At 71.2% G+C, this 13,291-nt stretch carries 11 protein-coding genes; 4 read left to right on the top strand and 7 right to left on the bottom strand.

What is annotated here, in order from left to right; translation table 11 throughout:
* Together Q7T52_RS12330 and Q7T52_RS12325 are read right to left on the bottom strand one after the other, a co-directional pair.
* Positions 1 to 1,148, bottom strand: a 1,148-nt coding sequence (locus tag Q7T52_RS12330; protein WP_304802883.1) for a glycosyltransferase family 2 protein, incomplete at its 3' end; no start/stop codon positions are given.
* A gap of 570 nt (positions 1,149 to 1,718) precedes the next feature.
* Positions 1,719 to 1,979, bottom strand: a complete 261-nt coding sequence (locus Q7T52_RS12325) for a WhiB family transcriptional regulator (RefSeq protein WP_304802881.1) — start codon at positions 1,977 to 1,979, stop codon at positions 1,719 to 1,721.
* A gap of 150 nt (positions 1,980 to 2,129) precedes the next feature.
* Here Q7T52_RS12325 and cofD point away from each other — a divergent pair, with 150 nt between their 5' ends.
* The 3 genes from cofD to Q7T52_RS12310 are packed head-to-tail and all read left to right on the top strand — an operon-like array spanning position 2,130 to position 5,010.
* Entirely contained in the window at positions 2,130 to 3,251 is a 1,122-nt protein-coding gene (gene cofD / locus Q7T52_RS12320; protein WP_370692320.1) for a 2-phospho-L-lactate transferase, read from the top strand.
* A complete protein-coding gene (gene cofE, locus Q7T52_RS12315; protein ID WP_304802880.1) occupies positions 3,248 to 4,216 on the top strand; it encodes a coenzyme F420-0:L-glutamate ligase in 969 nt (322 codons plus the stop codon). The genes cofD and cofE overlap by 4 nt, the downstream gene beginning before the upstream one ends.
* Before the next feature lie 38 nt (positions 4,217 to 4,254).
* The gene (locus Q7T52_RS12310) at positions 4,255 to 5,010 is read left to right on the top strand and encodes a DUF3105 domain-containing protein (protein WP_304802878.1); all 756 of its coding nucleotides are present in this window, start codon (positions 4,255 to 4,257) and stop codon (positions 5,008 to 5,010) included.
* A gap of 60 nt (positions 5,011 to 5,070) precedes the next feature.
* Here Q7T52_RS12310 and Q7T52_RS12305 read toward each other — a convergent pair whose 3' ends face one another.
* The gene (locus Q7T52_RS12305) at positions 5,071 to 6,189 is read right to left on the bottom strand and encodes a mannose-1-phosphate guanylyltransferase (protein ID WP_304802876.1); all 1,119 of its coding nucleotides are present in this window, start codon (positions 6,187 to 6,189) and stop codon (positions 5,071 to 5,073) included.
* Between the two features lie 57 nt (positions 6,190 to 6,246).
* On the opposite strand from Q7T52_RS12305, the gene Q7T52_RS12300 reads away from it, so the two are divergent.
* On the top strand, positions 6,247 to 6,969 hold the full coding sequence (locus Q7T52_RS12300; protein WP_304802874.1) for a TIGR03089 family protein: 723 nt from the start codon (positions 6,247 to 6,249) through the stop codon (positions 6,967 to 6,969).
* Between the two features lie 39 nt (positions 6,970 to 7,008).
* On the opposite strand, the gene Q7T52_RS12295 is transcribed toward Q7T52_RS12300, so the two are convergent.
* From Q7T52_RS12295 to Q7T52_RS12280, 4 genes are all read right to left on the bottom strand, one after another.
* Positions 7,009 to 9,219, bottom strand: coding sequence for an FG-GAP-like repeat-containing protein (locus tag Q7T52_RS12295; RefSeq protein WP_304802873.1), 2,211 nt, complete (start codon positions 9,217 to 9,219; stop codon positions 7,009 to 7,011).
* 237 nt (positions 9,220 to 9,456) lie between these two features.
* The gene (locus Q7T52_RS12290; protein ID WP_304802870.1) at positions 9,457 to 10,239 is read right to left on the bottom strand and encodes an ABC transporter ATP-binding protein; all 783 of its coding nucleotides are present in this window, start codon (positions 10,237 to 10,239) and stop codon (positions 9,457 to 9,459) included.
* 3 nt (positions 10,240 to 10,242) lie between these two features.
* The gene (locus Q7T52_RS12285) at positions 10,243 to 11,151 is read right to left on the bottom strand and encodes an ABC transporter permease (RefSeq protein WP_304802868.1); all 909 of its coding nucleotides are present in this window, start codon (positions 11,149 to 11,151) and stop codon (positions 10,243 to 10,245) included.
* Positions 11,148 to 13,181 carry a glycosyltransferase gene (locus Q7T52_RS12280; RefSeq protein WP_304802866.1) on the bottom strand — a complete coding sequence of 678 codons (2,034 nt, stop codon included), beginning with the start codon at positions 13,179 to 13,181 and terminating at the stop codon, positions 11,148 to 11,150. Before Q7T52_RS12280 ends, Q7T52_RS12285 begins: the two co-directional genes overlap by 4 nt.
* Positions 13,182 to 13,291 lie beyond the last annotated feature (110 nt).

The raw sequence follows: 13,291 nt of genomic DNA, 5'->3' as shown, positions 1-13,291 counted from the left end.
GCGCGGAGCCGGGCGGCCGCCTGGGACGACGGGTCGAGCTCGGCGGCCGCGACGCGGCGCCGCTCGGCGACGTCGGCGGCCTGGCTGGTCACCGCCGAGACGACGTCGCCGACGAAGTCGAGGCCGTGCCGGTAGGGCACCCAGGCCGGCGGCAGCAGCCGTCGTACGCGATCGGTGTCGGGCGGGGCACCGGAGCGCTGCTGCCGCTCCCGGCGCTCGCGACGACCGGCCAGCAGCGCGCCGGGGCGGAACACCACGGTGACGAGCGCGGCGAGGTCGTCGAGCGCCTCCCCGGGCGAGCGCACCAGCAGGAAGCCGACCATCCGCACGAGCGTGCCGAACGTCAGCCGGAGCACCCGCCACGGCAGGGACGCGGCGCGGCCGTTGACGAGCAGCGTGTAGAGGGCCGCGCGGCGCTCCTGGTAGTGGGTGTGCCGGCCGGTGAGCGGCGTGCGCCGCGTGCCGCGGTGGGCCGCCTCGGCGTGGAAGACGACCGCGCCCGGCACGACCAGCGTGGTGTGCCCGGCCGCGGCGGCGCGCCAGCCCAGGTCGACGTCGTTGCCGAACATCGGCAGCCGGGCGTCGAAGCCGCCCAGCTCCTCGAGCACCCGTCGCCGGACCAGCAGGCCGGCCGAGCTGACCGCGAGGACCTCGCGCTCCTCGTCGTGCTGGCCCTGGTCGTACTCGCCGAGCTCCAACCCGGTCTCCCGACGCCCGGTGCCGGAGATCGTGACGCCGAGCTCGACGAGGCGGCGCAGCGACGGCCACTCCCGGAGCTTGGGACCCAGCAGGTCGACGTCGGGTCGTCGCGCCGCGGCGTCGAGCAGGGTGTCGAGCGCGCCGGGCGCGGGCCGCGCGTCGTCGTGCAGCAGCCACACCCACTCGGCGTCCGGCACGGTGGCCGCGATCCGTTCGAGGCCGAGGGCCACGGCCGCGGGGTACGCCGTCGCCGACGTCGCCTCGACCACGTCGTAGGTCTCGGGCAGCAGGTCGCGGGTGCCGTCCTTGCTGCCGGTGTCGACGGTCACGACCGCGGTGAGCGCCGGCCCCTGCTCGGCGATCCCCTCCACCACGCCCGGCAGCCACCGCGCGCCGTCGTGGGTGACGAGCAGCGCGACGACAGCGCTCGACTCACCGGGGGCAGACACGGTCGAGGACACTATCGGGGCGGTCTGCGGGTGGCCGATTCGTGACGGGTCGGGTGGGGGTGGGGTTGGGGTCGGTACGTCGTGGCACGGTCCTTGCCGGCCCGGGGTCTTTCGGGGTCGGGCTGTCCGCGCGCTTAGCATCCCGGGCCTCACCCGTCACTCAGCTAACACCTGGACGCTGAAGTTCTTACTTGGCCGACAATGCGTTATCGGCCAAGTGACAACTTCAGCGGCCCAGTGGTGCCGACGGGATGCTTGTGGCTGGAGGGTCGGGTGGCCGCGCCAGCGGCGGCGGGCCGAGCTTGCGAGGCTCCGCCGTTGAGCGCGCCGTTGCAGACCGCGAGCGGCTCGGGGTCAAGGCCGCCGCAGGCGCCGCGAAGCGGGCGAAGCGCCTTGACGCCGAGACGCGGTCTGCTACGCGCGCGTCCACTCGACCCGGACCACCCAAGACCTCACTAGGGAGAGACGTGGCTTCGAGGCTCGCTGCGCTGGCACCTCAGCCGACGTACCCCCCAAAACCACGAGGACCCCGACCAACGCTGGTCGGGGTTCTCTCGTGCCGGGGTCGTCTCAGACGACCTTCTTCTTCAGCTTGCGGCGCTCCCGCTCGGAGAGACCGCCCCAGATGCCGAAGCGCTCGTCGTTCATCAGCGCCGACTCGAGGCACTCGTCGCGCACCTCGCACGTGAGGCACACCTTCTTGGCCTCACGCGTCGATCCGCCCTTCTCGGGGAAGAACGCCTCGGGGTCGGTCTGAGCGCACAGAGCGCGCTCCTGCCAGCCTGCTTCTTCTTCGTCTCCTGGGGATTCCAGGAGGAACAGCTCCCTCATGATGTGACCTCTCGACCCGTCATCGTCCCCCGAACAACATTGTGAGAATTACATGCCTGTCATACCCGGAAGTCAAGCGGAACTCTGATATAGCCCGCAGATCGGTCCCCCGGTCCGTACCGGTCGGGGCGACCCGGCAGAGTAGGGCCCATGTCAGGGCAGGCCATCCCCGTTCCCAGCACCGTTCCCAGCACGCTTCCCAACAACCCGCCGAGCACCGGTCCCATCTCCCGGATCACGGTGCTGTCCGGGGGCATGGGCGGTGCCCGGTTCCTCCAGGGGCTCCAGCACGGGATCGCCGCCGGCACGCTCCCCGGGGTCGCGCCCGACGCCGAGATCACCGTCGTCGCCAACACCGCCGACGACCTGTGGATGCACGGCCTCAAGATCTGCCCCGACCTCGACACGGTGATGTACACCCTCGGCGACGGCATCGACCTCGACCGCGGCTGGGGTCGGCGCGACGAGACGTGGAGCGTCAAGGACGAGCTGGCGGCCTACGGCGTGGAGCCGACCTGGTTCGGGCTGGGCGACCGCGACATCGCGACCCACGTCGTGCGCACGCAGATGCTCGACGCCGGCTACCCGCTGTCGGCGGTGACGACCGCGCTGTGCAACCGCTGGCTGACCCCGCGCTACGGGCAGGGCGTCCGGCTGCTGCCGATGACCGACGACCGGGTCGAGACCCACGTCGCGGTCGCCGACGGTTCGACGCCGAGCGGACGCCGTGTCGTGCACTTCCAGGAGTACTGGGTGCGGCTGCGCGCCGAGGTGCCGGCCGAGGCCGTGATCGTGGTCGGGCTCGAGACCTGCTCGCCCGCGCCCGGCGTCATCGACGCGATCACCGACGCCGACCTCGTGGTGCTGCCGCCGTCCAACCCGGTCGTCTCCGTCGGCACGATCCTCGGTGTGCCCCGGGTCCGCGAGGCCCTGCGGGCGACCCGTGCACCGGTGGTCGGGCTCTCCCCCATCGTCGGTGGCACCCACGTCCGCGGGATGGCCCACCAGATGCTGACGTCGATCGGTGTCGAGGTGAGCGCGGGCGCGGTCGGGCTCCACTACGGGGCGCGCACCGGCGACCCCGAGGACGGTGGGGTGCTCGACGGCTGGCTGGTCGACGAGCGCGACGCCGACCAGGTCGAGCAGGTCCGCGAGGCCGGGCTGGCGTGCGCCGCCGTACCGCTGATGATGACCGACCTCGAGGCCACCGCCGCGATGGCCGCGGCGGCGATCGCGCTCGTGACCGGTGCCGGCGTGGACGGACCCGCGTGACCGTCCCGGCCATCGTGACGGCCACCGCGCCGGACGGAGTACCCGAGGTCCGCGCGGGCGACGACCTGGTCGCCCTGCTGCTCCCCCTCGTCGACCTCGTCGACGGCGACGTCGTGGTGGTGACGAGCAAGGTCGTCAGCAAGACCGAGGGCCGCGTGGTGGCCGGACCCCGCGAGGACCACCTCGCCGCCGAGACCGCGCGCGTGGTCGCCCGCCGCGGCCCGACCACGATCGTGCGCACCCGCCACGGCCTGACCCTGGCCGCCGCGGGCATCGACGGCTCCAACGTCGCGCTCGGCTCCTCGGTGCTCCTCCCCCTCGACCCCGACGCCTCCGCCCGCCGGCTGCGCGAGTCGCTCCTCGAGCGGACCGGCCGCAACGTCGGCGTCGTCGTCACCGACACCGCCGGCCGCGCCTGGCGCGAGGGCCAGACCGACATCGCCGTCGGCGCCGCCGGCCTCGTCGTGGCCGAGGACTTCGCCGGCCGCCTCGACGCCCACGGCAACGAGCTCGCCGTCACCGCCCCCGCCGTCGCCGACGAGATCGCCGGTCTGGCCGAGCTCGCGCAGGGCAAGCTCGGCGGCCGGCCGTTCGCGGTCGTACGGGGCCGCGCCGACCTGGTGCTGGCACCGGGCGAGCACGGACCCGGGGCCGTCGCGCTGGTGCGCGCCGAGGGCGCCGACCTCTTCGGCTACGGCGCCCGCGAGGCCGTCACGCGCGCCGTCGGGGCCGCGGCGGCCGACGTGCTCCCGTTCGGTGCGGCGGTCGACGCGAGCGAGCTGGTCGACGTCGTCGTACACGTCCTCGACGTCGCACTCACCGTGCTCGACGACGGCACCGTGTCCGCCCCCGCCGACGCCGGCGCACTCGTGGGTGTGCTCGCGTTCGCGCACGGGTGGCTCCCGGTGCCCACCCCCGCGGGGGACGACAGCGCCGATCTGCGTTTTGCCAGGTCCACTCCGTAGACTCGCGGCGTTCCCGAGCCAGAAGAGGTAAGCCGAGCGTGGCCAAGCCGTCCAAGACCGCCAAGACCGAGCGCCAGCGGCTCATCGACGAGACGCTGAAGAAGCAGAAGTCCGCCGAGAAGCGTCGCGGCAACGTCATCATCGCCGGGGCCATCGTCATCGCCCTGGCCATCATCGGCGTCGCCGCCGGCCCCGTCGTGTGGGGCAACTTCAAGGAGTCGGCCTACGCCGACACCCCGGTCGACGAGATCGGCGCCGCGGCGTCGGTGTGCCAGAAGCCGATCGAGAAGGAAGGTAAGGACGTGGGCACCCACGTCGAGCAGCCCGAGGAGGTCACCTACGACACGGCGCCTCCCGCCTTCGGCGCCCACTGGAACGTCGCGGGCGTCGCGCCGGCGTCGTTCAAGGAGAAGTTCTACGACGCCGACGACCGGCCCGCCCTCGAGGCGCTCGTCCACAACCTCGAGCACGGCTACACGATCATGTGGTACGACGAGACGATCGCCGACGACGTCGACGAGCTCGCCCAGGTCAAGGCCATCGCCCGCAAGTTCAAGGAGTCGGGCGACAACATGAACTTCCGCAACAAGTTCATCGCCGCCCCCTGGACCAGCGACGACGAGGACGGCGCCAAGTTCCCCCAGGGCCAGCACGTCGCCTTCACGCACTGGAAGGGCGACACCACCACGTCGACCGGCGTGTGGCAGTACTGCAGCGACGTCTCCGGCGACGCGCTCGTGTCGTTCCTCGACACCTACCCCTACACCGACGCCCCGGAAGCCACCATCCAGTAGGGCGGCGGATTCCTACGACGAGCCCCGGGACCACGTGTGGTCCCGGGGCTCGTTCGTGTGTCAGGTCAGGTCGGTGCGGCCCGACTCCTTGAGCGCGGCGACGATGGCCTTGACGTCCTGCGCCCGCGCGCGGGTGGTGACGAGCAGCGCGTCGGGGGTGTCGACGACCACGACGTCGTCGAGTCCGACGACGGCGACGACCTTGCCGCCGCCGGGGACCACCAGGCCGGTGGCCGCGATCGCCCGCACCAGGGCGTCGTCGCCGAGCACCGTGACCGAGGAGGGGTCGGGGGCCTCGAGCAGCGTCGCGAGCGAGTCGAAGTCGCCGATGTCGTCCCACCCGAACGACGCCGGTACGACGGCCACGCGGCCGGCAGCGGCGGCGGGCTCGGCGACGGCGTGGTCGAGCGCGATCTTGGGGAGCCCGGCCCACGCGTCCTCGAGGGTGTCGGGGTCGGCGGCGATCGCGCGCAGGGCGGCGGCGAAGTCAGGGTCGCCCTCGGCGAGCAGGTCGAGCAGCACCGTCGGCCGCACCACGAACATGCCGGCGTTCCAGCGGTAGCGGCCCGTGGCGAGGTAGCGCTCGGCCACGTCGACCGACGGCTTCTCGACGAACTCGACGACCGCGTGCGCCCCGGCGTGGCCCTCGAGGTCGTCGCCGAGGTGGATGTAGCCGAACGCCGCCGACGGGAAGGTCGGGTCGATGCCGATCGTCACCAGCCACCCGTCGCGGGCGGCCGCGGTGGCGACGCGGACGGCGTCGCCGAACCCGGCCGGGTCGGCGATGACGTGGTCGGCGGCGAAGGAGCCCATCACCGCGTCGGGGTCGCGGCGCTCGAGCATCGCGGCGGCCAGGCCGATCGCGGCCATCGAGTCGCGCGCCGACGGCTCGGCGACGATGGCGGCCCCGTCGACGTCGGGGAGCTGCTCGGCGACCGCGTCACGGTGGGCTCGTCCCGTGACGACGAGGAAGCGGTCCTGCACCAGCGGCGCGAGCCGGTCGTGGGTGCCCTGCAGCAGCGAGCGCCCGGTGCCGGTGAGGTCGCGCAGGAACTTGGGCGACGACGACCGCGACAGCGGCCAGAGCCGGGTGCCCGCGCCGCCGGCCGGCACCACCGCCCACAGGCCGTCGATCGGGCCGGCGGGACGGTCGGGAGCAGGAGGTGTCGAGGCAGTCACGTGCGGAGCGTAGTGACTGCCTCCCCCGGTCCGAGGGCGGTTCGGGAGACTGGGGACGTGACCACCTTCACCGTCGTCCTGACCGACCTCCTGCGCGCCGACGCGGGGCGGCCGTTGGTCACCTTCTACGACGACCACACGGGCGAGCGGGTCGAGCTGTCGGTGACGACCTACGCCAACTGGGTGGCCAAGGCCGCCTCGCTCCTGGTCGACGAGCTCGACCTCGAGAAGGGCCAGACGTTGCGGGTCGACCTGCCGCCGCACTGGCTCGGGACGGTGTTCCTCGGCGCCGCGTGGACCGCCGGTCTGGTCGTGACCGAGTCCGACGTGCCCGACGCGGTGGTGTGCGGCCCCGACACCGTGGACCACTGGGCCGCGCGGTCCGACGACGTGGTCGTGCTGGCGTGCGCGCTGCTGCCGATGGGGGTGCGCTTCGCGGACGGCGTACCCCCGGGCGTGCACGACGTCGGTCTCGAGATCTGGTCGCAGCCCGACGCGTTCACGGCCTGGGACCCGCCGACCGCGGACGACGTGGCCCACGACCTCGGCGGGGCGCCCGTCACCCAGGGCGACCTGTGGTCGGCAGCCGCCGCCGGCACTCTCGTGTCCGACGGCGGCCGCCTCCTGTCGGAGGCGAACCCGGCTTCCCCACCGGGGATCGCCTCCTTCACCGAGCCGCTGCTGTGCCGCGGCTCTCTCGTCCTGGTCGCCCGGGCCGCGCGGGAGCGTCTCGAGGCGACCTTCGTCGCCGAGCGCGCTACCGCCCGCTTCCCTGCCTGAGCAACCAGACGTCCGTGTGTCTCCCCTCGCCCTCCTCGGTCAGCCGAACAGGTTGAAGGAGCCGTAGCCCGACCCGACGACCACCGGCTTGCCGAACCCGGTCGTCGTGCCCGGGATCAGGACCAGCTGGCCGGTCGAGCGCTTGCGGGCGAGCAGGTCGGGGTGGCCGGTCAGGTCCATGTCGCTGACGCCGATGAAGGCGTCGTAGGGCGTCGCGTCGAAGCTCAGCGCGCGTGCCCCGGTCAGCCCGCCCGGACCGTTGCCCGGGTAGAGCGTCAGCTTGGAGCCGTTGCGGGCGATCACGTCCGGAGCGCCGTCGCCGTCCCAGAGGCCGACCGGGATCTGCTGGGTCCCGGGCACCGCGCTGTAGGCGACGTAGCTCGCGGCGAGACCCTTGGCGCCGCGTCCGGGATAGATCCGCATGGCGCCGCCGGACGGCTGCCCCATCAGGTCGGGCCAGCCGTCGCCTGTCATGTCGCCGACCGCGGCCAGCAGGCCGACCTTGCCGAAGCCCGTGGCCAGCTCGATGGCCTCGCCGAACTTCCCGTTGCCCAGGCCCGGCCTGAGGTAGAGCGTCCCGGTCGACGTACGCCGGGAGATCAGGTCGGTCTTGCCGTCGCGGTTCCAGTCACCGGCGTTGAGGATGCGGTTCTGCGTGGACAGGTCGATCCCGGTCGCGATCGGGGTGCCCCGCACGTAGCCGGTCGCGGTCTTGCGCAGCGGGATCACGAAGCCCTGGCCGTCGGACGTGCGCCTGACGATCAGGTCGGGCTGGGCGACCCCGGCGACGTTGGACTCCAGCTGGCGGCCGGCGAAGCCCTTCTGGGCCTGCGCGGCGAGGGTCCGGATCTGCGGGATCTTGGCGTAGAGGTACTTGCCCGGGCACGCGGTCGACGCCGCGTCGCGGTGACCGTTGACCGCCTTGAAGTACTTCGACGTGACGTACTGCTTCGTCGAGGAGGCGTCGACGCCGTGCAGCGACAGCTTCCAGGCAAAGAGCGCGCCGTAGGCCTGGATCATCGCGCTGCTCGGCTGCGTCTCCTCGAAGTTGCCGATCGCCGACATCGCGAACGAGTCGTCGTTGTAGCCGAGGGTGTGCGCACCGACCACGGGGCGGTCGACGCCGCCGTAGCGGCCCTCCCAGATCCGGCCGAACCGGTCGACGAGGTAGTTGTAGCCGACGTCGGACCAGCCGCGGGACTTGGTGTGGTAGGCGTAGATGCCACGCAGGATCGCGGGCACGTCGTCGGCCTTGTAGTTGTTGGCGTTGACCGTGTGGTGCACGAAGCCGGCGTGCACCTCGAAGTAGTGCAGTGAGCTCTTGTCGCGCATCCGCTCGTCGGCGCCCCACTGCTTGCGCGAGTAGATCGTCGGCTTGGGGGTGTACGTCGCCGCGGCCAGCTGGACGTCACCGGCAGAGGTGCTCTGGGCGGCCGGGGCCGAGGGGGCCGACGGGGCGGCGACGGCGGGCACCGCGTCCTTGCTGGACGGCAGCGTGGCGGTGTCGATCGCGGGCAGCTGCTTGGCCGAGGTGGCGGCCACGCCGGGGTCGATGACGGCGAGCTTCATGTCGGCGGGCGCCGAGCGGCGCTTGCTGACGACCTTGACCTGCACCTCGTCGACGTCGCCGACGAGCAGCTCGTCGGTGCCGGGACGGGCGCGGCGGCCCTCCTCGCTGTCGGGGTCCGGGCCGTGGTCGTCGTGGTAGTCCATCCTGGTCCAGCCGGACCAGCGGCCGCCGTCCTTGAGGCGGACCTTGATCTTGATCTGGTCGTCGGGCACCACGTCGCCGTGCTGCCAGGTGAGGCCGACGGCGCCGTACCCGGTGACGCGCTGGGGCGTGCTGACGAGGCGCTGGCCACCGTTGGCGACGACCTTGGCGCGGGCCGTGGCCAGGGCGCCGGGGGCGATCCGGGCGCCGGCCGGCGGGGTCAGGCTGACCTCGCGCACGGTGGGGTCGACGACTGCGGTCGGCACCAGCGAGGGCACCGTCTGCGCCGCGGCGTACGCCGCCATCGAGGCGGGCGGCAGCGTGCCCGCCGCACCAGCACCGACCGGCGCGTCACCGCGCTCGGGGGCCGGACCGAAGTCGATCGAGACGATCCGTGCGGCCGGCGTCAGCGCGGCCAGGATCACCCCGAGCACCAGCAGCTGCTGGCAGGTCGTCACGAAGCGCGGGCGTACGTCGCGGGTCCGCGGCGGCCCGGGGGGACCGTCGGAGGGCGCGTCGGAAGGGGGGAAGAAAGGCATTCGAAGTCAGCTCCAGTGCGAGGGGAAGAGTCACACGAGACGCAACTTTCACATCAGCAACACGGCCTGGGAAGAGGAACTGAGTAACTACAAACCTGTAATTTCCAGCCGACACGCCGACTGCTGTGGAGAAATCTGTGGATCACGCTGACCCGTCCTCGATCTACGACGGGTCAGCGAAAATTGCGTCGACCCGTCGTAGATCTACGACGGGTCGACGTGGTGGTGCTGCGGGCGCTAGATATCGGCGCCGATCTCGCCCTCGGACTCCTCGCGGTCCATCGGGTTCTCGACGTCGTCGTCGTAGCCGAGGAACTTGATGCCCTTCCAGGGCTTGCCGTCGAAGACGAGCTGGCCGTCGCGGAGGACGAGGACCCGGGTGCACATGCGCTTCACCGAGCCGGCGGAGTGGGAGACGTAGAAGAGGGTGCGGCCGCTGTCGCGGATCTCCTCCATGCGCGTGATGCACTTGGCGCGGAAGGGCTTGTCCCCCACCGCGAGCACCTCGTCGGCCAGGAAGATGTCGGAGTCGACGTGGATCGCGATGGCGAAGCCGAGGCGCGCGCTCTGGCCCGAGGAGTAGTGGCCGACCTGGGAGTCGAGCTGCTGCTCGATGCCGGCGAAGTCGACGATGGCGTCGAACTTGCGCTTGGTCTCCTTCTCGGTCATCCCGAGGATCGCGGCGTTGAGGATCAGGTTGTCACGACCGCTGAGCTGCGGGTGGAAGCCGGCTCCGGTCGCGATCAGGCCCGCGATCCGCCCGCGGGTCAGGATCGACCCGGAGTCGGGGCGCATGACGCCGTTGATCATCTTGAGCAGGGTGCTCTTGCCCGAGCCGTTGAGGCCCATCAGGCCGATCGACTCGCCCTGCTCGACGGTGAACGACACGTCGTCGACCGCGTTGAACTCCTCGATCGTCTTGTGCCCGCGCGCCTTGGCGACGGTGATCTGCTTGAGCGTGCGCTGGTAGCGCCGCGTGAACGACTTGGTGGCGTGCTCCACCCGGATCGAGTCGACCATGCCTCAAAGCCTCTCGGGGATCTTGTTCTCGAGCCGGCTGAAGACCAGCTGGCCGATGGCGAGGACGACCAGGCTGACGCCGATCATCGCGACGCCGTAGAGCAGCAGGTGGTCGGGCATGACCGGCTGGTTCTTCTCGTCCGCGCCGACGGTGCCGACCCAGAACGCGCGCTGGAAGAGCAGGACGGCGTCGGCGATCGGGTTCCACAGGTAGTAGCGCTCGAAGGAGCCGAAGCGCTGGGCGACCATCTCGTAGCTGTAGATCATCGGGACGCCGAAGCGGATCAGGTTGCTGATGATGTTGACGGCGCTGCCGACGTCGCGGAAGAACACGTTGGCGGCGCTGAACAGCAGGGCCAGGCCGGTGCCGAGGATCATGATGATGGCGATGCCGATGACCATCGCGGCCATGCCGTAGGCGTCGGGGAGCCAGCCGTAGCAGGCCGAGGCGACGACGAGGATGATCACCTGCGGTCCGACGTGGTAGAGCGACGTCAGCATCGTGGCCACGGGGAACATCTCGCGCGGCATCGCCATCTTCTGCACGATCTGCCGGTTGCGGACGATCGAGCGGGTGCCGGCGCCCATCGTCTCGGTGAAGAAGTGGACGATGACGATCGCCGAGAAGATGTGGATGGCGAAGTTGGGGATGCTCGCGTGGAGGTTGAAGATCACCCCCATCACGAAGAAGTAGATGCAGAACTGCGAGAGCGGGTTGATGTAGGACCACATCAGGCCCAGGATCGAGCCCTGGTAGCGCGCACTGATCTCGCGGCGCACCAGCAGCCGCAGCAGGTAGCGGCGCTGCAGGACGGCCTTGAGCCCGGTCGCGTCCGAGGGCGCCACCATCGGGACCAGGCCGGCCTCGTCGGTCTTGACGCCTTCGCGCGGGTCGGCGGCGAGGTCGGTCATCGCTCCTCCTCGGACTCGGTCCAGGGCCGGAAGGTCTCTTCCCAGGCCTCGGGTGAGGTGATCTCGGCGAGAGCGCCCTGGTACTCCTCCACGAGCCGCGGCCACTCCCGCCGCAGCCGCTCGTGGATCTCCACGGTCCGGCGTACGAGGTCGCGGAACTTGGCCGGGTCGCGCTGGTAGAACGCCGCCGAGGTGCCGTCGTTCATGGAGACGATCGCGGAGTCGAGACGTCCGAGGCGGTACCACTTCGCGTCGTTGGCGCGGACCTCGGCCTCGGGGTGCTGGCGCGACAGCGGGCGCGCCGGCTTGAGCTGGCGCAGCGGCTGCAGGGCGGCCGCGATCGTCATCTGGCGACCGGTGGGCACCTCGGTGCCGTCGCGCCCCTTCTTGGGCGGCTTGGTACGCCGGACGGGCGGGAACGCGTCGGGGTCGGCCTGGAGCTGGGCGTCGGTGAACTGCTTGCGGAACGCGTTGACCTCGGCGAGCTTGGTCGGGAGGACCTCGTGCAGCTTGTGCGGGCCGGCGAGCACGTCGAGCAGGGCCTGGTGGCGGATCTCGACGGTGGAGTACTGCATCGCGACCAGGTGGGCGATCTGGTGGTTGCGGCTCTCGCGGACCATCCGGCCGCCGTTGGGGTACTGCGAGTGCAGCAGCGCCGCGACGAAGCGGTTGCGGACGTGAAAGTAGGCCTGCCAGTCGAGGGCGTCGTTCTTGTCCGACCACGGGATGTGCCAGACCGCGGCACCGGGGAACGTCACCGTGGGGTAGCCGGCAGCCTTGGCGCGCAGGCCGAACTCGGAGTCGTCCCACTTGATGAAGAGCGGCAGCGAGAGGCCGATCTCGTCGAGCACGACCCGCGGGATGGCGCACATGAACCAGCCGTTGAAGTCGACGTCGACGCGCTGGTGGAGCCACCGGGTCGAGCGCAGGTTGCGGGAGGAGAAGTCCCAGTCGACGAAGACGTTGGGCGCCGACTGCCACCAGAAGCGCCAGGGCTGGATGATCTCGCCGAAGCTGTGCATCCGGGAGCGCGCGTAGAGGTTGAACATGTGGCCGCCCACGATCGTGGGGCGGCGGCACAGGTCGCCGAAGGTGACCGCGCGGATGATGCCCTCGGGCTCGCAGACGACGTCGTCGTCCATCATGATCGCGTAGGTTGCGGTGCCCTTGCGGACCGACTCGAGCTGGCCGCGGGCGTAGCCGCCGGAGCCGCCGAGGTTGCCCTGCTCGATGACCCGCAGCGTGCTGCCGAGGACCTTCTCGGCGTAGGGGAAGTCCTCGGAGTCGGTGACCTTCTGGGTGCCCTGCTCCATCACGAAGACGGTGTCGAGGTAGGGCTTGAGGGCCTCGCGCTCGCCGATCTGGCCGAGCAGCTTGGCGCAGAAGTCGGGGCGGTTCATCGTGGTGATGCAGAGGTCGACGGTGCCGTGCTGGGCGCGGTCGGCCGGGACCTCGGCGCTCCACTCGGCGCTCTCGACGAGGACGTCGCCGTCACCGGCGACGACGTCGTACCAGTACCAGCCGCCGTCGACGAACGGCTTGAGCGTGAGGTCGAAGGTGAAGGTCTCGGCCTGGTCGCCGGAGGTGGAGACGGAGTCGACGCGCTGACTGTTGCCGCGCGCCATCGACTTGTAGACGATGACCGTCGCGCCGGCCCCCTGCACGGTCAGGGCCAGCCGGACCTCGGAGACGACCGTCCAGCGGCGCCAGTAGCTCGCCGGGAACGCGTTGAAGTAGGTGCCGAACGAGAGCTTCTCCCCCGACGCGACCCGCAGCGCGGTGCGCGACTCGATCTGGTCGGGGTGGATGCCGGCGCCGGTGGTCAGGCCCTTGCGCATGGTGGCGGCGTTCAGCTCGCGCGCGTTCTTGTTGCTGCCGATCTCGTACTTGTCGGCGTCGAGCGCGGCCGGCTCGGGGTCGACGTAGAGGGACAGGACGTCGAAGTCGCGGTCGGTCGGCATGATCTGGCGCTGCAGGAGGCGGCGCACGAGGGGCTCGGTCTGGTCGGTGACGCGTGCTGTGGTGCTCATTCGTCCACTCCTCCGCTGGTCAGCGGCGCGCCCTCGGCGAAGTGCGGACGCAGCTTGTTGTCGAACATGGACAGGGCAGACCCGATCGCCATGTGCATGTCGAGGTACTT

Source organism: Nocardioides sp. (assembly GCF_030655615.1).
Taxonomy (GTDB): domain Bacteria; phylum Actinomycetota; class Actinomycetes; order Propionibacteriales; family Nocardioidaceae; genus Nocardioides.
Note: the sequence above shows the minus strand (reverse complement) of the source record. Positions and strands in the feature narration are given on the sequence as shown.